The organism is Mesorhizobium sp. M7A.F.Ca.US.006.01.1.1 (assembly GCF_003997935.1).
Lineage (GTDB): Bacteria > Pseudomonadota > Alphaproteobacteria > Rhizobiales > Rhizobiaceae > Mesorhizobium.
In genome coordinates this window covers 1-23,039 of sequence record NZ_RZQL01000105.1, presented here as the reverse complement: position 1 = coordinate 23,039, position 23,039 = coordinate 1, and the positions used below count along the sequence as shown (strand labels likewise).

Here is a 23,039-nt window from a genome sequence, read left to right as displayed (position 1 = left end):
AGAAAAAACTGATTTGGTAATCTCAATTTAGTGGGGCGGTTTGCAAAAAAAACGGAAACAATCGATGGGCGCTTCCGCCATAAGTCCAATTGACAAAAGTCTTGCCGGATATTGCGAAACAGGCGGTGCGTCCCGCGGCTTTTTAAGGCGCGCGGGCACGGCAAATGCCAACCGCGGGGGCAAGCCGGGACGAGCGTCGCGGACTGCATCTGGCGCGGAGAGTGGGGAATTATTCCGCTGGTGGAGCTGAGGAGGATCGAACTCCTGACCTCGTCATTGCGAACGACGCGCTCTCCCAGCTGAGCTACAGCCCCGTCCAGCGGATGGGCGCATTTATCGGGCGCCGCGGTTTCCTGTCAAGGCGGAGGTTTGCCGAATACAGTGCCGTCAAGCGTGAAGCTGGCGCCGGCGGAAGGCGGCCTTGCCGGTTTTGTGTATTCGCGCGTTCGTTGCGGTGTCGGCGACCTGCCCTAAAGCTCCGACCGAGCCGGCATTGGCGCCCCACCGAAAGGCGGCCCTTGCCGGTTTCGCGTGCAATGGCTACATGTCGGCAACAATTGGAGACCGGCATGCTCGCCCTCATTCAGACAATCGTCATGGCGCTTGACCTCTACTGGTGGATCATCATCGCCTCGGCGATCTTTTCCTGGCTCTATGCCTTCAACGTCGTCAACTCGAAGAACCAGTTCGTCGGTTCCATCGGCAACATGCTCTACCGGCTGACCGAGCCGGCGTTGCGGCCGATCCGCCGTTTCATGCCGGACCTTGGCGGCATCGATATCTCGCCGATCATCCTGCTTCTGGTCCTGTTCTTCCTGCGGCAGTTTCTGCTCACCACGGTGGCGCCTCTCGTCCTTGGATGACCGTATGGGCACGCCGTTTCGTTTGCGCGAAAACGACGCCGAGCTGTTTGTCCGGCTGACGCCAAAGGCTGCGCTGGACAGGCTCGAAGGCTTCGAGACCACGGCGGACGGGCGAAGCCATCTGAAGGCGCGCGTCCGCGCCGTACCGGAAAACGGCGCCGCCAATCATGCGCTCGAAAAGCTGCTGGCCAAGGCTCTGGGTGTGCCGGGGTCCGCCGTCTCGGTTGTCGCCGGCGGCACGGCGCGGCTGAAGACCGTGCGCATTTCAGGCGATCCGGCGACGTTGGCGAAAGGTATCGAGGGGCTCGGCCATCAGTCCAAAATTTAGCATTGCTGCGGGGCAGAACCTTGAGATGTCGGCGGGACAGCGCCCCCTCTGTCCTGCCGGACATCTCCCCCACGCGGGGGGAGATCGGCAACTTCGGCTTAGCGCTCAATCGCCCAATGGCAAACGCGGATCGTCGACTTTCAGCGTGTTTACGCTCTGCTTGATGCGGCGCAGGTTTTCGAGGACGCGTGGTCCCCGCGTCTCGGCGACTGAGGTGACGATCATGTCGACGATCGACAGCAGCGCATAGCGCGACGATGTCGGCTTGTAGATGTTGCCGTCCTCGAGCGACTGGAAATGGATGACCGTGTCGGCGACCTTGGCGAGTGCGGAGTCCGGCGGGGTGATGGCGATCGTGGTGGCGCCATATTGCTGGGCGACCTGCACCGCATCGATGACCGATCGCGCATAGCCGGAGACTGAGAACGCAATTACCGTGGTCTCCGGCGTGGCGACGGCGGCGTACATGCGCTGCAATTGTCCGTCGATCTGCGCCAGCACCGACACGCCAAGCCTGAACAGCCGGTTCTGCATTTCGGTCGCCATCATGGACGAAATGCCACCGGAGCCGATGCACAGCACATTACCGGAAACAGCGATGCGTGCGGCGACGGCGACCAGCGTCGTCATGTCGAGGTTTTCGCTGGCGCGCTGGATGGCCGATATCGCCGCTTCGGTGATGGCTGAAGCGATGCGCTGTTCGCGGGCATCGCGGCTCAACGGCTCCGGCGACAGGTACTGGCCGCCGATGGCGATGGCCTGCGCCAGATAGAATTTGAAATCGCGCAGACCCTCGCAGCCGAGGTTGCGGCAGAACCGCGTCACCGTTGGCTCGCTGACACCGACGCGCCCGGCAATTTCCGAAATCGCCGCCTTGGAGACAAAATCGAGGTCTGCCAGCACGAAGCCGGCCAGCTTGCGATCCGACTTGGTTCCGTCCTGCGACATCAGCTGCAGGCGCGTGATGATGTCGGCCGGCGTCTTCATGCTGCTATTTTCATAGAGGCAGGCCCGTCGCTTTGTCGAACAGATGGATGTTGCCGGGATCGACCGAGACCGGCAGCAGGTCTCCCGGCCTGACCGGCACCCTGTCACGGAACACGGCGCGTACCGTATCAGCACCGATAGCGCCGTATACATGTGTTTCGGAGCCGGTGGGCTCGACGACATCCACCCTGATTGCCATCGCGTCGACAGCCTCACCGATGACAAAATGCTCTGGCCGGATGCCAGCCTCCACCGCGCTGTCCGCCGGCATCTGTTTGCCGGCAAGCGCAAGCCGCCCGCCACCGGCAGATTCGAACCAGGTTTTCTCAAGCGTCGTCTTGAGCGAACCGGAGACAAAGCTCATCGACGGCGAGCCGAGGAAGGAGGCGACGAACTTGTTGGCCGGCCTGTCATAGAGTTCCAGCGGCGCCCCGACCTGCTGGATCCTGCCGCGGTCCATCACGACGATGCGGTCGGCCATGGTCATGGCTTCGATCTGGTCGTGGGTGACGTAGACGATCGTCGATTTCAGCCGCTGGTGCAGCGCCTTGATCTCGACGCGCATCTGCACGCGCAATTGCGCGTCGAGGTTGGACAGCGGCTCGTCGAACAGGAAGACAGACGGCTCGCGCACGATGGCGCGACCCATGGCGACGCGCTGGCGCTGGCCGCCCGACAGCTGGCGGGGATAGCGGTCGAGATAGGAGAAGAGATTGAGGACCCCCGATGCCTTCTTGACCTTCTCATCAACCACCGTGCGCGTCTCGCCACGGATCTTCGGGCCAAAGCCGATATTGTCTGATGCCTTCAGATGCGGAAACAGCGCATAGGACTGGAACACCATGGCGATGTTGCGCTGCTGCGGCGGCAGCGCATTGGCGCGCACGCCGCCGATCAACAGGTCGCCGGAGGTGATCGTCTCCAGGCCGGCGAGCATGCGCAGCAAGGTCGACTTGCCGCAGCCGGACGGGCCGACCAGCACGACGAACTCGCCGCTCTTGATATCGAGGCTGATGTTCTCGAGGATCTTGTGCTGCCCGAAGGATTTCGACAGATCGCGGAACTCGACGTCGGTCATGCTCACGCTCCCAATATGTCGTCGATGAAGGGCAGGCAACCGGCGGTCAGTCCCGCGTCCACGGGCATCACCACGCCTGTTATTCCCGACGCGCGATCGGACGCAAGGAAAGCGACGGCTTCCGCCACTTCCGCAGCGTTGACGATGCGGCCGAGCGGATAGAGCCGCTGCAATTTGCCGAGGATTTCGGGATCCTTGGCAAGGCGGTGGTCCCAGGCGGCGGTGCGGATCGATCCGGGGCAGACGACATTGGCGCGCAGGCCGCTGCGGCCGAGCTCGACGGCGATCGCCTTGGCATAGGCATTGATGCCGGCCTTGGCCGCGGCATAGGCGGGATTGCCGAAATGCGCGATGGCGTTGACAGAGGAGATGAAGACGACGCTGCCCGAGCCGCGGCCGGCCATCGCCTTGACCAGCGGATCGGCGAAGTTCATCACGCCGGTCAGGTTGAGGTCGAGTTCCTGCTCTATTCTGTCGGGATCGAGTGCCGAAATCGTCTCGGCGCGCGTCCAGCCGGCATTGTTGATGAGAATGTCGGGCACGCCATCCCGGTCGAGGATCGCGGCGATCGCTGTCGCTATCGATGGCTTGTCGAGAAGATCGAAGACATGGCGGGAGGCAAGGTGCTGGCTCTTCAACGCCTCGCTTGACTGGTCGCAGCCGACGACCCTGGCGCCCCTTTGCGCCATCAGCGCCACGATGGCCGTGCCGAGGCCGCCGCCGGCGCCCGTCACCACGACGGTCTTGCCCTCGAACTCGGCCTTGCCTTCGAACTCGGCCCTGCCTTCGGCCCTGCCTTCGAACTCGGATTGCGAAACCACCGTGCGTCATCCTCCGGGAGTTCTGACAGGTCGCATAAGGCCTAGGCCGGTAAATGTAATTAAGCAACAGAATAATCCGCTTGCAAGCCTTCAAATCATCGATAATGTAGGAAAGTCACATAAATCTTCTGCTCCGGCACGAAGAGGCGCGCAGGCGCAAAATCAAAATGGGAGAGACCAAATGAGCCTTGCAAAATGGACTGTCGGCCTGATGGCCGGAATGAGCATGCTGGCAATTGCGGCGCAGGCGGATGCCGGCGAGGTGCGGGTCACCGTGGCCGAGTACAGCGCCAAGACTGCTCCCTATTTCGCCGACGTCAAGAAGGAATTCGAGGCGGCGAACCCCGGCATCACGGTCAAGTTCGAAGTGGTGCCGTGGGATGTGCTGCTGCAGAAGCTGACCACCGACATCACCGCCGGCACCAATGCCGATCTGTCGATCATCGGCACACGCTGGCTGATCGACTTCGTCCAGCAAGATGTCGCCGAGCCGCTCGACGGCTACATCAAGCCCGACTTCAAGGATCGCTTCATCGACACCTTGCTGTCGCCCTCGATCATGGACGGCAAGACCTACGGCCTGCCGATCGCGGCCTCGGCGCGCGCCATGTACTACAACAAGGAGCTGTTCGAGAAAGCCGGCATCGCCAAGCCGCCGGCAAGCTGGACCGAGCTGCAGGACGACGCGCGCAAGATCAAGGCGTTGGGGTCCGGCACGTTCGGCTTCGGCCTGCAGGGCAAGGAGATCGAGACAGACGTCTATTACTACTATGCGATGTGGTCGCAGGGCACCGAGATCCTCAACAAGGACGGCACTTCGGGCCTGAGCACGCCAGGTGCGCTTGAGGCCGCCAAGCTCTACAAGTCGATGATCGACGAAGGCCTGACCGAGCCCGGCGTCACCTCCAACAACCGCGAGGACGTGCAGAACCTGTTCAAGCAGGGCAAGGTCGGCATGATGATCACCGCACCGTTCCTGTCCAACCAGATAAAGGACGAGGCGCCGAACCTGAAATACGGCGTGGCAGCCATTCCTGCCGGACCGACCGGCGCGCGCGGCACCTATGGCGTGACCGATTCCATCATCATGTTCAAGAACTCCAAGAACAAGGACGAGGCCTGGAAACTGCTCGATTTCCTGTTCACCACGGAGCAGCGCGCCAAGTTCACACAGGGCGAAGGTTTCCTGCCGGTGAACAAGGAAGAGGCCAAGATGGATTACTATGTCAACAATGCCGATCTGGCGGCGTTCACGGCGCTGCTGCCCGACGCCCGCTTTGCGCCGGTCATCCCGGGCTGGGAAGAGGTCGCCCAGATCACGTCGGACGCCATGCAGAAGATCTATCTCGGCGGCGACCCCGAGGCAGGCTTGAAGGAAGCGGCGGCGAAGGCCAACGCCGTGCTGAAGAAATAGAGGCGGTGCTGAAGAAATAGGGCGTATCTCCCTGCGCCCGTGGCGCGCCCCACTCAGGTGGGCGCGCCACACCTAGGTTCCCGACCCGGTGCGGCGGATCCGAAATTCGCATAAGCAGAACCTTCTGATCCAGCGCGCCGAGGTTGCAGGCCAGCCGATGCAAAACCGTTTCTTGCCCTATCTCCTGACCTTGCCCAGCCTGTTCTTGGCGGCGGTGGTCATCTTCTGGCCGGTCTGGGACCTGATCCAGATCTCGACGCATGAGGTCAGCCGCTTCGGCCAGCTTCGCGACTTCAACGACTTCGCCAATTTCGCAGCACTCGCTGCCGATCCCGATTTCACGGCCGCGCTTTGGCGCACCGGCCAATGGACGGTGATGGTGGTCGGCGGCGCGCTTCTCTTGTCGATCCCGGTGGCGATGATCCTCAACACCGATTTCTATGGCCGCGGCATCGCCCGCGTCATCATCATGCTGCCCTGGGCGGTGTCGCTGACCATGACCGCGGTGGTCTGGCGCTGGGCGCTGAGCGGCGAAAGCGGCATGCTCAATTCGGCGCTGATCGGTCTCGGCCTCATCGACCACAACATCCAGTGGCTGGCGAGTGCCGAAACCGCCTTTCCGATGCAGGTGCTGATCGGCATCCTGGTGACGGTGCCGTTCACGACGACGATCTTCCTCGGCGGTCTGTCGTCGATCCCGGACGACCTCTACGAGGCGGCGGCGCTCGAAGGGGCGACGCCGCTGCAGCAGTTCCGCGAAATCACCTTTCCGCTCCTGAAACCGTTCATCAACATCGCCATCGTGCTCAACACCATCTACGTCTTCAATTCCTTCCCGATCATCTGGGTGATGACGCAGGGCGGCCCGGCCAATTCGACCGATATCCTGGTCACCCATCTCTACAAGCTGGCCTTCCGCATCGGCAAGCTGGGCGAAGCGTCAGCGGTGTCGCTGGTGATGTTCGCCATATTGCTGGTCTTCACCATGATCTATGTGCGGCTGGCGATGCGGGAGCAACGCACATGACGAGCAAGCTGAAGCGCTCCATCATCGCCTGGCTGCTGCTGGCGCCGCTGATCGTGGTGACGCTCTTTCCCTTCGCCGTGATGTTCCTGACCGCGGTCAAGCCGAGACAGGAAGTGCTGTCGCCGACCTGGTGGCCAAGCGAATTCCGCTGGTCCAACTTCTCCGATATGTGGGTGGCAACCGGCTTCGGCCAGGCGCTGCTCAATTCACTCTACGTGTCTGTGATCGCCACCGTCGGCGCCATCCTGATCTCGGTTCCGGCGGCCTATGCGATGTCGCGCTTCCGCTTTGCCGGCTACGGCGCCTTGCGCCAGTTCCTGCTGATCTCGCAGATGATCTCGCCGATCGTGCTGGTGCTCGGCCTGTTCCGGCTGATGGCCGCCTGGGGCCTGGTCGAAAGCACGACGGCGCTCGGCTTCATCTACATGGCCTTCAACGTCGCCTTCACGGTGTGGATGCTGCAGAGCTATTTCGACACCATCCCGCGCGATCTCGAGGAAGCCGCCTGGATGGAAGGCGCCGGTCGCTGGCTGACCTTGCGCAAGGTGTTCCTGCCGCTGTGCCTGCCGGCGATCGCGGTGACCGCGATCTTCACCTTCATCAACGCCTGGAACGAATTCGTCGTCGCGCTCACCATGCTGCGCAGCCAGGAAAGCTACACACTGCCGATCCAGGTGTTCTCGCTGGTCGCCGGCCGCTACACCATCGAATGGCATCACGTCATGGCCGCGACGCTGCTGGCGACCGCGCCGGTGGCCATCCTGTTCATCTGGCTGCAGCGCTACCTCGTTCGCGGGCTGGCGCTCGGGGCGGTCAAATAGCGCCTATTCACGGACGGAGCTTTCATGCGCATTTTCACCGCCTCGCTGGCGACGGAAACCAACACCTTCTCGCCGGTGCCGACCGATAGGGCTTCGTTCGAGATGGCCTTCTATGCCGGCCCCGGCAAGCATCCGGACACGCCGACGCTGTGCTCCTCGCCAATGGTGGCGCTTCGCCGGCGGGCAGCGGCCGAAGGCCTCGATGTCATCGAGGGCACCGCAACCTGGGCGGAGCCGGGCGGCCTGGTGCAGCGGCAGACCTATGAGGCGCTACGCGACGAGATTTTGGGCCAGCTCGAGGCGGCGCTGCCGGTCGATGCGGTCATCCTCGGCCTGCATGGCGCCATGGTGGCGCAAGGCTATGACGACTGCGAAGGCGACCTGCTCGAACGGGTTCGCGCAATGGTCGGGCCGGAGGTGGTGATCGCCGTGGAACTCGATCCGCACAGCCATCTGACACCGAAGCGCGTGGCGGCCTCCGACATCCTCGCCTACTTCCTCGAATTTCCGCACACCGATTTTTACGAGCGCGGCGAACACGTCGTCGAGCTTGGCCTGGCAGCGGCGCGCGGTGAGATCAAGCCGGTCATCTCGACCTTCGATTGCCGCATGATCCAGGTGCTGCCGACCAGCCGCGAGCCGATGCGGTCCTTCGTCGACCGCATCAAGGCGCTGCACGGCAAGGACGGCGTGCTGTCGGTCTCCGTCATCCATGGCTTCATGGCGGCCGACGTGGCCGAGATGGGCACGCGCATCCTGGTCGTCACCGACGATGACAGAGCCAAGGGCGACGCGCTGGCGGAACGGCTCGGGCGGGAACTCTACGCGTTGCGCGAAAAGACGGCGATGACGATGCTGAGCGCCGCCGACGGCATCGACCGGGCGCTGGCCGTGCGCGCCAAGAATCCGGGCAGACCGGTGGTCATCGCCGACATCTGGGACAATCCCGGCGGCGGCGTTCCCGGCGACGGCACCTTCGTGCTGCGCCAGATGCTGGAGCGTGGCCTGGACAAGTTCGCCGTGGCGACGATCTGGGATCCGATCGCGGTCACCTTCTGCCTGGCGGCGGGCGAGGGCGCGGTCATCGACCTGCGCTTCGGCGGCAAGGCCGGGCCGCAGGCCGGCGAGCCGATCGACGCGCGCGTGCGCGTGCTGAAGGCGGTTGCGGAGGGCTGGCAAAGTTTCGGGCCAAGCCGGGTGACGCTCGGGCCGACGGCGCTGATCCGCCTCGAAGGCACCGAGGTCGACATCATCCTCAACACCAATCGCACACAGACCTTCGAGCCGGATATCTTTTCCAACATCGGCGTCGATCCGCTGGCCAAGGACATGCTGCTGATCAAGTCGACCAATCACTTCTACGCCGGCTTCGAGCCGATCGCCGCCGAGATCATCTATGTCTCGGCGCCAAGTTCGTATCCCAGCAATCCGGCGGTGACCGATTACAAGAAGCTGACAAGGCCGGTGTGGCCGAGGGTTTCGGATCCGTGGAAGAGTGACGCTGGTGATCTCCCCCCTTGAGGGGGAGATGGCCGCGAAGCGGCCAGAGGGGGTCGGTCCGGCTGGACTCGGCCTGTTCTGCTTCGAAGAGGTCGGTGCTTTACGTGCGGCGACCCCCTCTGTCGCCTTCGGCGACATCTCCCCCTCGAGGGGGGAGAGTGCGCAGCGCTACACCAGTCCGCGCTTGGCCATCATCGCTTCGGGCGACGGCATCTTGCCGCGGAAGGCGGTGTACAGCTCTTCCGGGTCCTTCGAGCCGCCGGCGGCATAAATGTTTTTCCGCAGCCGCTCGGCGAGCGCCGGGTTGAAGGGATCGCCGGTTTCCTCGAAGGCGGCGAAGGCGTCGGCATCGAGCACTTCCGACCACATGTATGAATAGTAGCCGGCCGAATAGCCGTCGCCGGAAAAGACGTGGCCGAAATGCGGGGTGCGGTGGCGCATGGCTATGGTGTCCGGCATATGCAGTTTTGCAAGCGTTTCGGCTTCGAAACGAAGCGGCGCTTCAGGCGCATCCGCCCGCGCGTGATAGGCCATGTCCATCAAGGCGGAGGCGGTGAATTCGACCGTGGCAAAGCCAGCGCCAAAAGTCCGCGCGGCCAGCATCTTGTCGAGCAGCGCCTTGGGCATCGGCTTACCGGTCTTGACGTGCAGCGCGTGCTTTTCCAGCACTGCCGGCACGGTCAGCCAATGTTCATAGAGCTGCGAGGGCAATTCGACGAAATCGCGGCTGACCGAGGTGCCCGCGACCGACGGCCAGGTGACGTCGGTCAGCATGCCGTGCAGCGCATGGCCGAACTCGTGGAACAGCGTCTTCGCCTCGTCGATCGACAGCAGCGCCGGCTCGCCGGCTGGCGGCTTGGCGAAGTTCATGATGTTGTAGATCACCGGGCTCGCACCGTGGCCGAGCCTGTAGCCGGATTGCAACGCGCTCATCCAGGCGCCAGAACGCTTTGATGGCCGGGCGAAATAGTCGGCGAGGAACAGGCCGCGCTCGCTGCCGTCGGCATTCTTCACCACGAAGACACGGGCGTCGGGGTGCCAGGCGGCGATGCCTTTCTTCTCCTCGAAGGTGATTCCGAATAGCCGCGTCGCCACGTCGAAGCAGGCGTCGATAATCCGGTCGAGCTGCAGATAGGGTTTCAGCTCCGCCTCGTCGAAGGCGAATTTTTCCGCGCGCAGCTTTTCCTGGTAGAAGCGCCAGTCCCAGGCGGCGAATTTTTCGTTGCTGCCGGCCTCCGTCGCCAGCCGCTGCAATTCGATCTGGTCACTTGCTGCCTTCTCCAGCGCCTTCTCCCACACCGGATCAAGCAGCGCGTGCACCGCCTTCGGCGTCTTGGCCATGGTGTCGTCGAGCTTCAGCGCGGCGAAGGAGGCGTAGCCGAGCAGCCTTGCCTTTTCGGCCCGCAGGCGCAGCATGTCGCGCACCACGTTCGTGTTGTCGGTGGCGCCGCCATTCTGCCCGCGCATGGTGAAGGCGCGGAAGGCGATCTCGCGCAGATCGCGGCGTTCGGAGAAGGTCGAGAACGGCTCATAGATCGAGCGCGACAGGGTGACGGCATAGCGGCCCTTCTGGCCACGCATTTCGGCGGCCTCGGCCATGGAGCTTTTCACGAAGTCCGGCAGGCCGGTGAGGTCGGCTTCATCAAGAAACAGTGCCCAGTCGCTCTCGTCGGCCAGTACATTCTGGCCGAAGCTGGTGCCGAGCGAGGACAATTCCTCGCTGATCTTGGCCAGCCGTTTCTTGCCGTCGGCGTCGAGCTTGGCGCCGGAACGGACGAAGCCCTTCCAGGTCTTTTCCAGCACCCGCAAGGTCTCGGCGTCGAGCTTCAGGCTCTCGCGCCGCTGGTAGAGATCGTCGATGCGGGCAAACAACCGCTCATTCATCGAAATTGCCGAGAAATGCCTGGACATTTTCGGCGAGATGTCGCGCTCCAGCGCCTGAATCGTCTCATTGGTGTAGGCGCCGGCGCGGCACCAGAAAATCGACGAGACACGATCGAGCGCTTCGCCGCCGAGTTCCAGCGCGGCAAGCGTGTTCTCGATGGTCGGCGCATCCTTGTTGCCGGCGATCGCCTCGATCTCGGCCTCGTGCGCCTTCAGCGCCGCGTCGAAGACCGGGGAGAAGTCGCCGTCGCCGATGCGCGTGAAATCGGGCAGGCCGAGCGGCCCCTGCCACGCGGTCAGCGGATGGGCGGCGAGGTCGACGGCTTTCGTGGAAGGCATGGACAGTCTTTCGTTGGTGGGGGCAGGCAGGTGGGTCGTACCCGATGTAGGGCGCGGCCGGCGGACCCGCAATATGCGGATTTGGCCGATATCGGCCTCAGAAGCCGTCGCAATTCTCGGCGATCGCCGCTTGCGAACTGGCGGTGATGCGGTTGTCGGTGACCGCGAAGGTTTCCTGCATCAGCATGTCGTTGTTGGGGAAATCGTAGCAGGCGACCACCGTGGTGACGCCATCTTCGCTCTTCTCGATCCGGTGCCGGATCGCAGCACCCGCAACGGCACCTTTCCATTCGTCGATCGAAGCGATGAATTCCTGCTTGCTTTGCACGATGCCGAGGTCGTCGAGCTTGATCCGGACATCGTCGGCGAGCAGGTCGGACAGTTCGGTGCGGTCGGCAACCAGCAGTGCCGAATACCAGCGGCTGATGATGGCACGATCATCGGCGCGGGCGGCAATAATCGCTATCAGCAGCGCGGCCGCCGTCAAAGCGGCCGACCTGACGTTCACCACCTTGCGCGCCGCTGTGTTCATCCCAGCTCCGGCCGTTCGAAATCGCCGGTCTCCTTGTTCATCGTCCAGAGCTCGCCGGTCGAGATATCGAACCAAGCCCCATGCAGCGACAGCCGTCCCTTGCCCTCGAGAATCGAGACGCAGGGAAAGGTTCTGAGGTTGGCGATGGAATAGCGGATCGAGATGCGCTCCAGCGCGGTCTGGCGCTCCGACGCGGTCATGAAGGTGCTGGAGGAGACGGTTTCGGCCGCCGGCGCGATCAGGCTCATCCACTTGCCGATGAAGTCGCCCGGCGACAACGGTGCGGAGTTGGTGTCGAGCGCGGCACGGATGCCGCCACAGCGGCCATGGCCCATGACGACGATGTTCTTGACCTTGAGGCTCTGCACGGCGAATTCAAGCGCCGCCGAGGTCGAATGGAACTCGCCGTCGGGCGCATAGGGCGGCACCAGATTGCCGACATTGCGCAGCACGAAGAGTTCGCCGGGCCCGGCGTCGAAGATCGCCTCGGGCGCCGAACGCGAATCGCAGCAGGCGACGATCATCGTCTCCGGCGCCTGGCCTTCGCGAGCGAGATCTCGATAGCGCCCGCTCTCTGTGAGATAGCGGCCATTCATGAAATTGCGGTAGCCGGCGAGAAGATGTTCGGGGAGATGGGACATGGGCGGCGTCTGGAGCCTTTCCGGGTTGGATGCGGCAGCTCGTTGCGGTCTAGAGAGGCTCTAGCGGCAAAAGCCGGTCGCGAGCAATGCAGAATTATGAGGGCTGGCTAGAAATGCCATGCATCGAGCGCAAGCTTGGTCAATAGCGTTACGCCCAGATGGCGACGGGAATGCCAAAGCTGTCGCGGTCCGGCGGGTCGGGAAACGGCCGCGCCTCACCGCCGGCGATACGACCGGCGATCAGCATCATCGCGGCTGCGTCAAGGAAATCGTCGGTGGCGGCGCCGCGCGGCGACGGCTGGTCGAGAAAACCCTTTTCATAACCATGCCGGCAGAGCAGTGCCTTGCGTTCCGCCATGCCGGCCGGATTGATGCTGCCCTTGATCTTCTTCGGCAGTTGCATGGCCTGATCGCCGTTCAGCCGGCAGAAAGCGACTTCCGGATGCGATTCGTAGACGCGGCCGCGCAAATCGGGTCGCGCGATCAGCAGGGCGTCGATCTCGCGGATCTTGGCAAAAATGCCGAACGCCTGGATCGAGACGCCGCGCGGCGGATCGGATGTGGTCAGGGCCACCTCGCTTGCCCTGACGTGCGCGGCATACCAGGCTTCGATGGTGGTGAAGCCGTTGGTGTCGGCATAGAGCGCGGCGCGGGAGGGGATCGAGAAGACACTGGATTGGCGTGCCCCAAGCATCGGCCGCACCAGCGCTTCCGGGCCGCGACCGCCCTTGCCCGAAAAGTCGGGCAGGCCGATCGGCATGTCGACAGCGATGACAGCGTTTTCGGGAAGGGAGGCGAGCAGGGCAGTGAAAGTTGCAAAGACACCGACCGACGGTGCCATGCCAAAAGTGCGCTGGACGGCGATCCAGCCGGCCTTGCAGCCGTCGACGCCGACAAGCCCGGCCTCAGTCGATGTCACGCGCGGCGGCCCCGCCCCGGATGTGTGAGGTGGCGAAGCTGGACCATTGCCATCGGATGCGACAGGCTCTGCGCATCGGTTTCGAGCTGCAGTTCGTCGCCGCCGCGCTTGGCGGTGCGCGCCAGGATTTCGTACACCGCCGCCGTCGTCGATTGCAGCGCCTTGATCGGTGGCTGACCGGACAGGATGCGTGCCAGATAAACGGCCGCCGTCAGATCACCCAGCCCATTCGGCGGCTTGTCGATCAGGCGATGTTCGGCGAGCAGCGCCTGGCTGCTATCGAGCAGGAGATTGCCGGTGCCGCCCGTCATCATCGACGGCGCCGAGGTGATCAGCATGGTCGATGGTCCGGCGTGGAGCGCCGCCGCGATCACCGATTTCAGGTCTGGCAACGCGGCGCCGGCCATCCATTCCAGTTCGTAGCGGTTGGGGGTGGCTATGTCGGCGATTGGCATCAGCCGGTCACGCATGGCGATGGCGGTTGGCTCGGGCACATAGAGGCCGCCCGAATCACCCATCACCGGATCGCAGATATAGACGGCGTCGGACGTCCTTGCCTTCACCGCGGCGACCAGCGAGGCGACGGCCTCGGCCTGGCCGGCCTCGCCGAGATAGCCGGACAACACGGCGCCGACCTCACCCAGCCATGGTGCCCGCTCGAGATCGGCCATCAGCGCCTTGAACTGGTCGAGCGGCGGTACGATCCGCGTTGCCCGTCCATGGCCGGGATGCCAGGGCAGGACAACGGTCGGCACCGCCCAGACAGGGAACCCCAGGGTCTCCAGCGCAAAGACGGCGGCACGGTTGCCGACCGAGCCGCGCGCGACATGACTGGAAATGACGATGACCGCACGCGGCGCGTCGGTTTGTTCGGCGCTCATTGTCGTTTGATTCCTAACTGCCCCGGATGACGTAAAGCACGAGCCAGACCATCAGGCCCAGCGCCAGCAGCAGGCCGAGCGTGCGGCCAAAGCGGGTGCCCCAGACTTCGATCGGATCGGCACGATCGGCATCGGCCGCGGTGACGTGATCGTGCATGCCTTTCGCGGCCCGCGCTACAAACGAGTTGCCGGCCGGATCCGTCTCGTGCGCAATGCGCTCGAGGATACGGCGCGCTTCCTTCTCGCTGTCCTGGCGCTCCGCCATGATGATGTCCCGTTTTACCGGACCTTATCGCGTTCGCACGGCCAATCACAGAGCCTTGCGGCGGCATCGGGCGTGCCAGGCGAGAGGCTGCCGGCGCGGGCGGTTTTCTTGCGCGCTGATTGTGGTAATGCTTGCCGTGCAACTTCTACCGAGGGACCCCATCATGTTTGCCCAGCGCCTTGCCTCGCCGTCCACGTTCCGCACGCTGCCTGCCTTCCTGATGATGGCGATCGTGCTGCCGCTGCTTGCAGGCTGCGGCTACAACACCATCCCGACGGCGGAAGAAAACGCCAGGGCGGCATGGAGCGAGGTGCTGAACCAGTATCAGCGCCGCGCCGACCTCATCCCCAACCTGGTCGAGACGGTCAAGGGCTATGCCTCGCATGAAAAGGATACGCTCGACGCGGTGGTCGAGGCCCGCGCCAAGGCAACGCAGATCACGGTGACGCCGGAAACGCTGAAGGATCCCGAAGCCCTCAAGAAGTTTCAGGATGCCCAGGCAGGATTGACCAGCGCGCTGTCGCGGCTGATCGCGGTCTCGGAAGCCTATCCCGACCTCAAGGCCAACCAGAATTTCCTGGCACTGCAAGCCCAGCTCGAAGGCACCGAGAACCGCATCGCGGTGTCGCGGCGCGACTACATCCAGGCGGTCAGGGACTACAATCTGACGCTGAGGACGTTCCCCTCGGTGCTGTGGGCGACCTTCTGGTTCCGCGGCAACGAGCCCTTCGCCAACTTCACCGTCGCCGAAGACAAGATGCAGCCGCCGAAAGTCGATTTCGGCACCAAGCAGGGCGGGTGATCGTCGGAGCTGAACGTCGTGATCTTGCTGGCCGGTGAGAGGCGGCGCGTCATTCGTCTTGTCGCAGTCGTCCTCCTCGTCCTTGTGCTGCCGTTCTCGGCCCTCGCGGCCGATCTCCCGGCGCTGACCGGCCGTGTCGTCGACAATGCCGGCATTATCGATGCCGCGACCAGGGCGGCGCTGACCCAAAAACTCGCCGATTTCGAGACAAAAGGCTCCGACCAGATCGTCGTGGCGACGATCCTGAGCCTCGATGGCGAGGAGATCGAGCCCTACGCCAACCGGCTGTTCCGCTTCTGGAAACTCGGCCAGGCGAAGGAAAACAACGGCGTGCTGCTGCTGGTGGCCCCGAACGACCGCAAGATGCGCATCGAGGTCGGTTATGGGCTGGAAGGCACGCTGACCGACCTGCACACCAAGCTGATCATCGAAAACGACATGGTGCCGGCCTTCCGCGCCGGCGACTTCTCCGGCGGTATCAGCAAGGCCGTCGATGACATGGTCATGGTGCTGGAAGGCAATCCGGAGGAGTTGGAGGCGCGCGGCGAGCGCAACCAGCAGGCGCCTTTCGATTCCGACGACCTGTTCTTCGCCGTCTTCATCAGCATCTGGGCGATCATCTTCTTCGGCAGCATAGCGGTTTCCGTGTTGCCGCCGATCTTCGGCCAGAAGCTCGGCCCCGGCCGCTATCGCTGGCTCGGCATGACCTTCGAGCCTAGCCGGCGATCCTCCAGTGGCGGCTGGTCGTCAGGGAGTTCCGGCGGCGGATGGTCTTCGGGATCAAGCAGCAGCGGAGGCTTTTCCGGCGGCGGCGGTTCGTCCGGCGGCGGCGGCTCGTCGGGAAGCTGGTGATGGCATGACGATACCCAGCATCAGCCTGTCGAAACGCGACCGCCTCGCCTCGGCTGTCCTAATTGCTGCGGTCGTGCTGTTCTCCTGCGTCATGGCCTTCGCCGCCGACCTGCCGGCGCTGACCGGCCGTGTCGTCGACAATGCCGGCATCATCGATGCCGCGACCAGGGCGGCGCTGACCCAAAAACTCGCCGATTTCGAGACAAAAGGCTCCGACCAGATCGTCGTGGCGACGATCCCGAGCCTCGATGGCGAGGAGATCGAGCCCTACGCCAACCGGCTGTTCCGCTTCTGGAAACTCGGCCAGGCGGGCGAGAACAATGCCGTGCTCCTGCTGGTTGCCCCGGACGACCGCAAGATGCGCATCGAGGTCGGTTATGGGCTGGAAGGCACGCTGACCGACCTGCATACCAAGCTGATCATCGAAAATGACATGGTGCCGGCCTTCCGCGCCGGCGACTTCTCCGGCGGCATCAGCAAAGCCGTCGACGACATGATCATGGTGCTGGAAGGCAATCCGGAGGAGCTGGAAGCGCGCGGAAAGCGCAATCCCGCCGATGACGGCACGTCCATCGATCCGATCTTTGCCGTGTTCCTGATCCTGTGGGCGACGATGTTTTTCGGCGGGATGGCGATGGCGTTCCTGCCGCCGATGTTCGGCACGAAGCTGTCGCCGGGCGTGTACAAATGGCTGGGCATGACGTTTCGTTATGGCCGCGGGCCGAGCGGATACTCGGGCAGTGGCTGGACAACCGGTTCGTCGTCGAGCGGCGGCTGGTCTTCGGGTTCGGGCAGTGGCTGGTCCTCGGGGTCAAGTGGCGGTGGCGGGTTTTCCGGTGGCGGCGGCTCGTCGGGTGGTGGCGGTTCTTCAGGAAGCTGGTGAGACAGATCATGGCAACACGACCAATCAGCCCGCAGGATCATGAGCGCATCGCAACCGCGATCCGCGCCGCCGAGGAGAAAACCGACGGCGAGATCTACTGCGTCGTGGCGCATGCCAGCGACGGCTATTTCTTCCCGGCCGCCTTCATGGCGACCGTGTGCATGCTGATCGTCAGCCTGGCGGTCGGCTACGGTCTGGAGGCCTGGTGGCTATCGATCCGGCTGCCGCATTTCGTACTCGCCCAGTTCCTGGCGCTTGCCTGCGTGCTGGCCTTGTTGTGGGCGCTGCCCGGCCTGCGCATCCACCTGGTGCCGAGGCGGCTGCGCTACCAGGCGGCACACGCCAACGCGATCAAGCAGTTCCTCGCCCGCAACGTCCACCGCACCATGGCGCGCACCGGTGTGCTGATCTTCGTCTCGATTGCTGAGCGCTATGCCGAAGTGGTTGCCGATTCGGGCATCGACGCCAAGGTCGGCCAGCATGTCTGGGACGGTGTCGTGCGCGACCTTACCGCGCATGCCGGCGACGACCGGCTTGCCGACGGCTTCGTCAAGGCGATCGAGCAGGTGGGTGCGGTGCTGGCCGAGCATTTCCCGGTCACAGTGGGCGACAGCAACGAACTCGACGACCATCTCGTAGAGATTTGAGCCTTTCCACAGAGGCGTCGAAGGCCTCTCACTAGGGGCGAAGATCGCCTGTGAGAAAGCAGCCGGCGGGCCACCCGGACTCTTGCAATCGGGCGATGCGGGTTTATGGTTAACAAATCATGAATACGCTGACGATCGACATCCGGAAAGCCGACCCGCGCGATGCCAGTGCCATCGCCGAGGTGCATCTGGAGGCCTGGCGCGGCGCCTATTCCGGCATCATTCCGCACCGGACCCTGACATCGATGATCAACCGTCGAGGCGCCGACTGGTGGGCGAATGCGATTCGCCGCGCCGCCACCGTTCTGGTCGTCGAAATCGGCGGCAAGATCGCCGGCTATGCAACGATCGGCAAGAACCGCGCTCGTGAACTCAGGCAGCAAGGCGAAATCTACGAATTGTACCTGCGCCCGGAATATCAGGGCATCGGGCTCGGCAGCCGCCTGTTTTCGGCGGCCAAGGCGCGGCTGGCCGATCACGGGCTGAAAGGCATGGTCGTGTGGGCGCTGGAAGACAACCAGAACGCGCTTGCCTTCTATGCCGGCGCCGGTGGCCGCGATGTAGCCGAAGGCGTCGAGATCTTCGAGCAGAAGGCGCTGAAGAAGGTCGCTTTCGTCTGGGAATGACAGCCCGGCCTTTCGGCAATTGGGCGTTCCATTCGCACCCAGCACCATTCGCCGCATTGCACCATGACGCGCCGCCCGCTATCGATCGTCCATCGAGAGAGGGATTTAAGCCATGCGCATTGAAGCCATAGCCAGCGGAAAGAATCCGCCTGAGGACGTCAACGTCATCATCGAGGTGCCGATCGGCGGCGAGCCGATCAAGTACGAGATGGACAAGGAGGCCGGCACGCTGTTCGTCGACCGCTTCCTGCACACCTCGATGCGCTACCCCGGCAATTACGGCTTCGTGCCGCACACGCTGTCGGGCGACGGCGATCCGATCGACGTGCTGGTCTGCAACACGCGCGCGCTGGTGCCGGGCTGCGTTATCAACGTGCGGCCGATCGGCGTGCTGATCATGGAAGACAATGCCGGTCAGGATGAGAAGATCATCGCCGTGCCGTCGCCAAAACTGACGCTGCGCTACGAGAACGTCACCGAATACACTCAGCTGCCCGACATCACGCGCCAGCAGGTGCAGCACTTCTTCGAGCACTACAAGGATCTCGAGCCCGGCAAATGGGTCAAGATCGAAGGCTGGCACGATTCCAAATATGCCAAGAAGATGATCGTCGACGCGATCGAGCGGGCCAAGGCGAGCAAGTAGCTCGGCCGGTCAGTTATCGACCCGGCCGAAAGCCGGCACGTTGCCGATGACGGTGTGTCTGTCCTTGCCGCAGGCGAAGGTGCGTGCCTTGTCGTCGGCAAGCTTGCGCGCCTGGTCGTTGGCGGCGGGATTGCCGGTGGCCAGCACCAGGCCGACGGTGCAGCCGTCGCGGGCGTCCATCTGGCCAACCTTGGCGACGAGCAGCACCTCGGTCGGCTTTTTCTCGTCCTCGGGATTGCTGATCGAACGGCGATGGATGGCGGCATAGGGTACGGCCTTGTCGCCCTTGGTCTCGATGCGCCATTCGATCTTGGCTCCGGACGAATTGAAGCCGGAAAAGCTTTCCCAGACCGTCGTCATGTCGCCGCCGGGCGGAAAGCCGTAGAACAGCGATTCACGGGCGTCGTCATAGGCGATCATCACGGGATAGCCGCGATAGCCCGAACAGGCGAGTTCGGCCCAGTCGCCGTCGCCTTCTTCTGCCTGCGCGTAGGTCACGCAGTCTTTTTTCGAATCAAGATCGGTGTAGGCGCTGGAAATGCCGTCGGCTTGCGCCGCCTGACCGAGACCGACCAGAACAAGCGGGATCAGAATGGCACGCATGGCGGTCAATCTCCGTTGCAAGCCGCCGCAGCGTAGCGCCAAACGCTATTTCTTCAAGCTGGCTTCGATCAGCAGGTCGGCATTGCGGGCAACCGCTTGCGCCGGGCCGCCGAGCCCGAACAGCTGGCCGCTTATATAGGCGCCCTCGATCAGCAGCAGCAGGCCGTCGCCGAGCGTGTCAGGGTCTTGCGCGCCCATCGCAGCCGCCATGGCGCGCAGGCGGCGGCGCAATTCCTGCTTGTTGGCCTCGCTGACCACGCGGGCCGGGTGGCTATGGTCGGGATATTCGACCGCCGCATTGGTCATGCCGCAACCGCGATAGTCCGCCACCTGCGTGCGCTTGCCGATGCGGGTCAGGAAAGCCTTGATCTGTGCACGCGGGTCGCCGGGATGAGCGGCTACCGCCTCGTCGAAACGCTCCCAATATTCAAGATCGTACTGCCTGAGATAGGAGGCGGCCAGCTCGTCCTTGGACGGAAAGCTGCGGTAAAGGCTGGGCTTGGTGACGCCGGCGCGTTTGACGATCTCGTCGACGCCGATCGCCCTGATGCCGCGCCGGTAGAACAGGTCATACGCCACATCGAGAATCTTCTTGGCTGCTTTCGGCGGCGCCGACGCATGATCGTCGCTGATGGTCAGATCAATATTTTTGTCGGCTGGCATCGTGTGGCTCGATTGACAATGTTACCGATCGGTACGTATACATGTTCCCACCTTGCAACGTACCGGTCAGTAACATGATAGCTCAATCCCGCCCCTTTGGCCAGCGCTACGCTTTCGTGGTGGTCGGTGTCATCTTCCTCAGCCTGCTGGTCGCGGCTGGCCTGCGCTCCGCACCCTCTGTCATGATGCTGCCGCTCGAGAACAGTTTCGGCTGGCGCCGTGACATCATCTCGCTGGCCGCCGGTGTCGGCATTCTGCTTTACGGTCTGACGGGGCCATTTGCCGCAGCCCTGATGGAGCGCATCGGGCTGCGCCGCACGCTGCTCGCCTCGCTGGTGGTGATGTCGGGCTCGACCGCGCTCAGCCTGCTGATGACCAAGCCGTGGCATCTGTTCATCACCTGGGGCGTGTTCTCGGGCATTGGTTCCGGTGCTGTCGCCAGCGTGCTCGGCGCGACCATCGTCAACCGTTGGTTCAAGACCAATCGCGGGCTTGTCATGGGATTGATGTCGGCCTCCAGCGCTTCGGGCATGCTGGTGTTCCTGCCGCTGATCGCCGCTCTGGCGCAGTCGGGCGGCTGGCAGCCGGTTGTCATTGCGGTGGCGATCGCGACCGCTGCCTTGATACCGCTGGTCTGGCTGCTGGTGCCGGAGCGACCGGCATCGATCGGCATGGTGCGCTATGGCGCCGAGGCTGACGATGTCCCGCCGACCCCGCCTGCGTCACAGGGCAACTTTCTGGCGCATACGTTCTCGACGCTGCGCCGTGCTGCCGGAACGCGGGTGTTTTGGTATCTGTTCGCCACCTTCTTCGTCTGCGGCTTCACCACCAACGGCCTGGTCGGCACACATCTGATCGCGTTCTGCGGCGACATGGGCATTGGCGAGGTGCAGGCTGCCGGCCTGCTGTCGATGATGGGTATCTTCGACCTGATCGGCACGACATTGTCGGGTTGGCTCACCGACCGCTACGACCCGCGCAAGCTGCTCGGCGTCTATTACGGCATCCGTGGCCTGTCGCTGATCTACCTGCCCTATTCCGGCTTCTCGGCGACCAGCCTGATCATCTTCGCCGTGCTCTACGGCCTCGACTGGATCGCCACCGTGCCGCCGACGCTGAGGCTTGCCAACGAGGCGTTCGGCGATCGCAGTGGGCCGATCGTGTTCGGCTGGATCGTCGCCGGCCACCAGATCGGTGCGGCCACTGCCGCTGCCTTCGGCGGCACCATGCGCGAGTTGCAGGGCAATTACGAACTGGCCTTCCTGATCGCCGGCATGACGGCAATCGCCGCTGCCTGTATCTCGCTGCTGATCAACACCAGCAAGCCGGCATTCGAGCCGGAGCCGCAGGCGGCGTAGGCGCGACGCTAATCTCCCCCCTCGAGGGGGAGATGGCCGCGAAGCGGCCAGAGGGGGTCGGTCCGACTGGGCTCGGCCTCTTGCGATAGAAGGAGGTTAGCGCTCCACGCGCGGCGACCCCCTCTGTCGCCTTTGGCGACATCTCCCCCTCGAGGGGGGAGATTACCCTGTTCGCTGTTATCAAAACTTCATCATCCCGAGATGTCCCTGAAACATTGACGCTGGATTTTGGTGGCACCGTTCAAGCCATCCAGGAGACAGCCGTGAACAAGCTTTCGATGACCCGCCGCGCTTTCGTCACCTCCGCCGGCGCCGTTGGCCTGGCGGGCGTTTCGAGCCTGGCGCTGCCCTACTATTCGCGCGCCAGTCAGCGCCCAGCCTTCACCCATGGCATCCAGTCGGGCGATGTCGACGCAACCAGCGGCATGGTGTGGACACGCACCGATCGCCCGTCGCGCGTCATGTTCGAGGTGTCGTCGACGGAGAATTTCGCCAATGCGACACGCCTGGCGCCGCTCGATACGTCGCCGGCCAGCGACTACACGGTCAAGCGGCTGCTCACCGACCTCGCTTCGGACCAGGACATCTTCTATCGGATGACGGCAGCCGATCTCGCCGACATCAACGCCGTTTCCGAGCCGGTCACCGGGCGCTTCAGGACGTCGCCGGCCTCGAAGCGCGACATCCGCTTTGCCTGGTCGGGCGACACCGCCGGCCAGGGCTGGGGCATCGACGAGACCGGCATGAAGACCTACGCCACGATCGGCAAGCACACGCCCGACTTCTTCCTGCATTCTGGCGACACCATCTATGCCGACGGCGCCATGAAGGACGAGGTCGACCTGCCCGGCGGCGGCAAGTGGAAGAACGTCGTGCTGATCGACGGCAAGCGCAAGGTCGCCGAGACGCTGGAAGAGTATCGGGACCAGTGGAAATACAACATGATGGACAGGAACGTGCTCGGCCTGAGCGCCATCTGCCCGACTTTCTACCAGTGGGACGACCATGAAGTCCTGAACAACTGGTCGGATTCGAAGGATCTCAGCGCCGACAGCCGCTATACGGAAAAATCCATCCACGTGCTGGCGGCCCGTGCGGCGCGGGCTTTCCACGAGATGACGACGATCCGCTACGAACCGTCCGAGCCCGGCCGCGTCTATCGCAAGATCGCTTATGGGCCGCTGCTCGACGTGTTCTTCCTCGACATGCGCTCCTATCGCGGCCCCAATGGTCCCGACATGCAGGATGACATGACGCCGCAATCGCGCATGCTCGGCGAGCAGCAGACGAAATGGCTGAAGCGCGAACTGGCGAATTCGAAGGCGACTTGGAAAATTATTGCCGCCGATATGCCGCTCGGCCTCGTCGTCTGGGACGACGGGACCAAGAAGGTTGGTGCCGAAGCGGTCAGCAATGGCGACAATGGCTTGCCAAAAGGGCGTGAGCTCGAGATCGCCGACCTGCTGCGCTTCATCAAGAATGCCGGCATCAGCAACACCGTCTGGCTCACCGCCGATGTGCATTACACGGCCGCGCATTATTACAACCCGGACAAGGCGCAGTTCCAGGATTTCAATCCGTTCTGGGAATTCGTCTCGGGTCCGATCCATGCCGGCACGTTCGGTCCCAACGATTTCGACATGACGTTCGGTCCGGAGC

The 23,039-nt window shown here is 63.5% G+C and carries 25 protein-coding genes and 1 tRNA gene; 14 read left to right on the top strand and 12 right to left on the bottom strand.

The annotated features are described in order from the left end of the window. Positions 1–238: 238 nt before the first annotated feature. Positions 239–314: transfer RNA gene (locus tag EN943_RS19105), tRNA-Ala, on the bottom strand. 255 nt (positions 315–569) lie between these two features. Between EN943_RS19105 and EN943_RS19100 the strand changes: the two genes are divergently transcribed. Then, positions 570–863, top strand: coding sequence for a YggT family protein (locus EN943_RS19100; RefSeq protein WP_127414167.1), 294 nt, complete (start codon positions 570–572; stop codon positions 861–863). Between the two features lie 4 nt (positions 864–867). Beyond that, a complete protein-coding gene (locus EN943_RS19095; protein ID WP_127414166.1) occupies positions 868–1,191 on the top strand; it encodes a DUF167 family protein in 324 nt (107 codons plus the stop codon). 105 nt (positions 1,192–1,296) lie between these two features. Here the strand turns inward: EN943_RS19095 and EN943_RS19090 are convergent, their stop codons facing one another. The 3 genes from EN943_RS19090 to EN943_RS19080 are packed head-to-tail and all read right to left on the bottom strand — an operon-like array spanning position 1,297 to position 3,993. Then, positions 1,297–2,178 carry a MurR/RpiR family transcriptional regulator gene (locus tag EN943_RS19090; protein WP_127414165.1) on the bottom strand — a complete coding sequence of 294 codons (882 nt, stop codon included), beginning with the start codon at positions 2,176–2,178 and terminating at the stop codon, positions 1,297–1,299. 10 nt (positions 2,179–2,188) lie between these two features. Further along, positions 2,189–3,256 carry a sn-glycerol-3-phosphate ABC transporter ATP-binding protein UgpC gene (gene ugpC / locus EN943_RS19085; RefSeq protein ID WP_127414164.1) on the bottom strand — a complete coding sequence of 356 codons (1,068 nt, stop codon included), beginning with the start codon at positions 3,254–3,256 and terminating at the stop codon, positions 2,189–2,191. A gap of 2 nt (positions 3,257–3,258) precedes the next feature. Beyond that, on the bottom strand, positions 3,259–3,993 hold the full coding sequence (locus EN943_RS19080; protein ID WP_164778259.1) for an SDR family oxidoreductase: 735 nt from the start codon (positions 3,991–3,993) through the stop codon (positions 3,259–3,261). Between the two features lie 265 nt (positions 3,994–4,258). On the opposite strand from EN943_RS19080, the gene EN943_RS19075 reads away from it, so the two are divergent. From EN943_RS19075 to EN943_RS19060, 4 genes are all read left to right on the top strand, one after another. Beyond that, entirely contained in the window at positions 4,259–5,491 is a 1,233-nt protein-coding gene (locus EN943_RS19075; protein WP_127414162.1) for a sugar ABC transporter substrate-binding protein, read from the top strand. 157 nt (positions 5,492–5,648) lie between these two features. Then, entirely contained in the window at positions 5,649–6,518 is an 870-nt protein-coding gene (locus EN943_RS19070; RefSeq protein ID WP_023811708.1) for a sugar ABC transporter permease, read from the top strand. Next, positions 6,515–7,339, top strand: a complete 825-nt coding sequence (locus EN943_RS19065) for a carbohydrate ABC transporter permease (protein WP_127414161.1) — start codon at positions 6,515–6,517, stop codon at positions 7,337–7,339. The genes EN943_RS19070 and EN943_RS19065 overlap by 4 nt, the downstream gene beginning before the upstream one ends. Positions 7,340–7,363: 24 nt before the next feature. After that, positions 7,364–8,860: a M81 family metallopeptidase gene (locus EN943_RS19060; RefSeq protein ID WP_127414160.1), complete on the top strand. Its 1,497-nt coding sequence runs from the start codon at positions 7,364–7,366 to the stop codon at positions 8,858–8,860. A gap of 147 nt (positions 8,861–9,007) precedes the next feature. On the opposite strand, the gene EN943_RS19055 is transcribed toward EN943_RS19060, so the two are convergent. From EN943_RS19055 to EN943_RS19030, 6 genes are all read right to left on the bottom strand, one after another. Next, positions 9,008–11,062 carry a M3 family metallopeptidase gene (locus tag EN943_RS19055; RefSeq protein WP_127414159.1) on the bottom strand — a complete coding sequence of 685 codons (2,055 nt, stop codon included), beginning with the start codon at positions 11,060–11,062 and terminating at the stop codon, positions 9,008–9,010. A 97-nt stretch (positions 11,063–11,159) separates the two neighbouring features. Further along, positions 11,160–11,594, bottom strand: coding sequence for a nuclear transport factor 2 family protein (locus EN943_RS19050; RefSeq protein ID WP_127414158.1), 435 nt, complete (start codon positions 11,592–11,594; stop codon positions 11,160–11,162). Beyond that, positions 11,591–12,235, bottom strand: a complete 645-nt coding sequence (locus EN943_RS19045; protein ID WP_023811712.1) for a carbonic anhydrase — start codon at positions 12,233–12,235, stop codon at positions 11,591–11,593. Before EN943_RS19045 ends, EN943_RS19050 begins: the two co-directional genes overlap by 4 nt. A 148-nt stretch (positions 12,236–12,383) precedes the next feature. Further along, positions 12,384–13,154 carry a DUF429 domain-containing protein gene (locus EN943_RS19040; protein ID WP_127414157.1) on the bottom strand — a complete coding sequence of 257 codons (771 nt, stop codon included), beginning with the start codon at positions 13,152–13,154 and terminating at the stop codon, positions 12,384–12,386. Then, positions 13,151–14,035: a pyridoxal kinase PdxY gene (gene pdxY / locus EN943_RS19035; protein WP_127414156.1), complete on the bottom strand. Its 885-nt coding sequence runs from the start codon at positions 14,033–14,035 to the stop codon at positions 13,151–13,153. Before pdxY ends, EN943_RS19040 begins: the two co-directional genes overlap by 4 nt. A 13-nt stretch (positions 14,036–14,048) precedes the next feature. Next, positions 14,049–14,300, bottom strand: coding sequence for a hypothetical protein (locus EN943_RS19030; RefSeq protein ID WP_127414155.1), 252 nt, complete (start codon positions 14,298–14,300; stop codon positions 14,049–14,051). A gap of 163 nt (positions 14,301–14,463) precedes the next feature. On the opposite strand from EN943_RS19030, the gene EN943_RS19025 reads away from it, so the two are divergent. The 6 genes from EN943_RS19025 to ppa all read left to right on the top strand — a co-directional run bounded on the left by EN943_RS19025 (position 14,464) and on the right by ppa (position 18,756). After that, positions 14,464–15,102, top strand: coding sequence for a LemA family protein (locus EN943_RS19025; RefSeq protein WP_023811716.1), 639 nt, complete (start codon positions 14,464–14,466; stop codon positions 15,100–15,102). Positions 15,103–15,126: 24 nt separating this feature from the next. Next, positions 15,127–15,954, top strand: coding sequence for a YgcG family protein (locus tag EN943_RS19020; protein ID WP_245475906.1), 828 nt, complete (start codon positions 15,127–15,129; stop codon positions 15,952–15,954). Positions 15,955–15,958: 4 nt separating this feature from the next. Continuing rightward, the gene (locus EN943_RS19015; protein ID WP_127414154.1) at positions 15,959–16,837 is read left to right on the top strand and encodes a YgcG family protein; all 879 of its coding nucleotides are present in this window, start codon (positions 15,959–15,961) and stop codon (positions 16,835–16,837) included. 8 nt (positions 16,838–16,845) lie between these two features. Next, positions 16,846–17,484: a TPM domain-containing protein gene (locus EN943_RS19010; protein WP_127414153.1), complete on the top strand. Its 639-nt coding sequence runs from the start codon at positions 16,846–16,848 to the stop codon at positions 17,482–17,484. A 119-nt stretch (positions 17,485–17,603) separates the two neighbouring features. Then, entirely contained in the window at positions 17,604–18,110 is a 507-nt protein-coding gene (locus tag EN943_RS19005; protein WP_013528996.1) for a GNAT family N-acetyltransferase, read from the top strand. Positions 18,111–18,222: 112 nt separating this feature from the next. Next, the gene (gene ppa / locus EN943_RS19000; RefSeq protein WP_013528997.1) at positions 18,223–18,756 is read left to right on the top strand and encodes an inorganic diphosphatase; all 534 of its coding nucleotides are present in this window, start codon (positions 18,223–18,225) and stop codon (positions 18,754–18,756) included. Between the two features lie 9 nt (positions 18,757–18,765). On the opposite strand, the gene EN943_RS18995 is transcribed toward ppa, so the two are convergent. Both EN943_RS18995 and EN943_RS18990 read right to left on the bottom strand, forming a co-directional pair. Beyond that, positions 18,766–19,359 (bottom strand): hypothetical protein, encoded by a 594-nt coding sequence (locus tag EN943_RS18995; RefSeq protein ID WP_127414152.1) that lies wholly within the window; start codon positions 19,357–19,359, stop codon positions 18,766–18,768. 45 nt (positions 19,360–19,404) lie between these two features. Continuing rightward, positions 19,405–20,022, bottom strand: a complete 618-nt coding sequence (locus tag EN943_RS18990) for a TetR/AcrR family transcriptional regulator (protein ID WP_127414151.1) — start codon at positions 20,020–20,022, stop codon at positions 19,405–19,407. 74 nt (positions 20,023–20,096) lie between these two features. Here EN943_RS18990 and EN943_RS18985 point away from each other — a divergent pair, with 74 nt between their 5' ends. Further along, a complete protein-coding gene (locus tag EN943_RS18985) occupies positions 20,097–21,380 on the top strand; it encodes an MFS transporter (protein ID WP_164778258.1) in 1,284 nt (427 codons plus the stop codon). 263 nt (positions 21,381–21,643) lie between these two features. Continuing rightward, the coding region (locus EN943_RS18980; protein ID WP_127414149.1) for an alkaline phosphatase D family protein at positions 21,644–23,039 on the top strand (1,396 nt) is incomplete at its 3' end.

Excerpts from the sequence above, each read along its gene's own strand:
- EN943_RS19100 (WP_127414167.1), top strand. The coding sequence starts at position 570 with ATGCTCGCCCTCATTCAGACAATCGTCATGGCGCTTGACCTCTACTGG.
- EN943_RS19095 (WP_127414166.1), top strand. The coding sequence starts at position 868 with ATGGGCACGCCGTTTCGTTTGCGCGAAAACGACGCCGAGCTGTTTGTC.
- EN943_RS19090 (WP_127414165.1), bottom strand. The coding sequence starts at position 2,178 with ATGAAGACGCCGGCCGACATCATCACGCGCCTGCAGCTGATGTCGCAG.
- ugpC (WP_127414164.1), bottom strand. The coding sequence starts at position 3,256 with ATGACCGACGTCGAGTTCCGCGATCTGTCGAAATCCTTCGGGCAGCAC.
- EN943_RS19075 (WP_127414162.1), top strand. The coding sequence starts at position 4,259 with ATGAGCCTTGCAAAATGGACTGTCGGCCTGATGGCCGGAATGAGCATG.
- EN943_RS19070 (WP_023811708.1), top strand. The coding sequence starts at position 5,649 with ATGCAAAACCGTTTCTTGCCCTATCTCCTGACCTTGCCCAGCCTGTTC.
- EN943_RS19065 (WP_127414161.1), top strand. The coding sequence starts at position 6,515 with ATGACGAGCAAGCTGAAGCGCTCCATCATCGCCTGGCTGCTGCTGGCG.
- EN943_RS19060 (WP_127414160.1), top strand. The coding sequence starts at position 7,364 with ATGCGCATTTTCACCGCCTCGCTGGCGACGGAAACCAACACCTTCTCG.
- EN943_RS19055 (WP_127414159.1), bottom strand. The coding sequence starts at position 11,062 with ATGCCTTCCACGAAAGCCGTCGACCTCGCCGCCCATCCGCTGACCGCG.
- EN943_RS19050 (WP_127414158.1), bottom strand. The coding sequence starts at position 11,594 with ATGAACACAGCGGCGCGCAAGGTGGTGAACGTCAGGTCGGCCGCTTTG.
- EN943_RS19045 (WP_023811712.1), bottom strand. The coding sequence starts at position 12,235 with ATGTCCCATCTCCCCGAACATCTTCTCGCCGGCTACCGCAATTTCATG.
- pdxY (WP_127414156.1), bottom strand. The coding sequence starts at position 14,035 with ATGAGCGCCGAACAAACCGACGCGCCGCGTGCGGTCATCGTCATTTCC.
- EN943_RS19030 (WP_127414155.1), bottom strand. The coding sequence starts at position 14,300 with ATGGCGGAGCGCCAGGACAGCGAGAAGGAAGCGCGCCGTATCCTCGAG.
- EN943_RS19025 (WP_023811716.1), top strand. The coding sequence starts at position 14,464 with ATGTTTGCCCAGCGCCTTGCCTCGCCGTCCACGTTCCGCACGCTGCCT.
- EN943_RS19015 (WP_127414154.1), top strand. The coding sequence starts at position 15,959 with ATGACGATACCCAGCATCAGCCTGTCGAAACGCGACCGCCTCGCCTCG.
- EN943_RS19010 (WP_127414153.1), top strand. The coding sequence starts at position 16,846 with ATGGCAACACGACCAATCAGCCCGCAGGATCATGAGCGCATCGCAACC.
- EN943_RS19005 (WP_013528996.1), top strand. The coding sequence starts at position 17,604 with ATGAATACGCTGACGATCGACATCCGGAAAGCCGACCCGCGCGATGCC.
- ppa (WP_013528997.1), top strand. The coding sequence starts at position 18,223 with ATGCGCATTGAAGCCATAGCCAGCGGAAAGAATCCGCCTGAGGACGTC.
- EN943_RS18995 (WP_127414152.1), bottom strand. The coding sequence starts at position 19,359 with ATGCGTGCCATTCTGATCCCGCTTGTTCTGGTCGGTCTCGGTCAGGCG.
- EN943_RS18990 (WP_127414151.1), bottom strand. The coding sequence starts at position 20,022 with ATGCCAGCCGACAAAAATATTGATCTGACCATCAGCGACGATCATGCG.
- EN943_RS18985 (WP_164778258.1), top strand. The coding sequence starts at position 20,097 with ATGATAGCTCAATCCCGCCCCTTTGGCCAGCGCTACGCTTTCGTGGTG.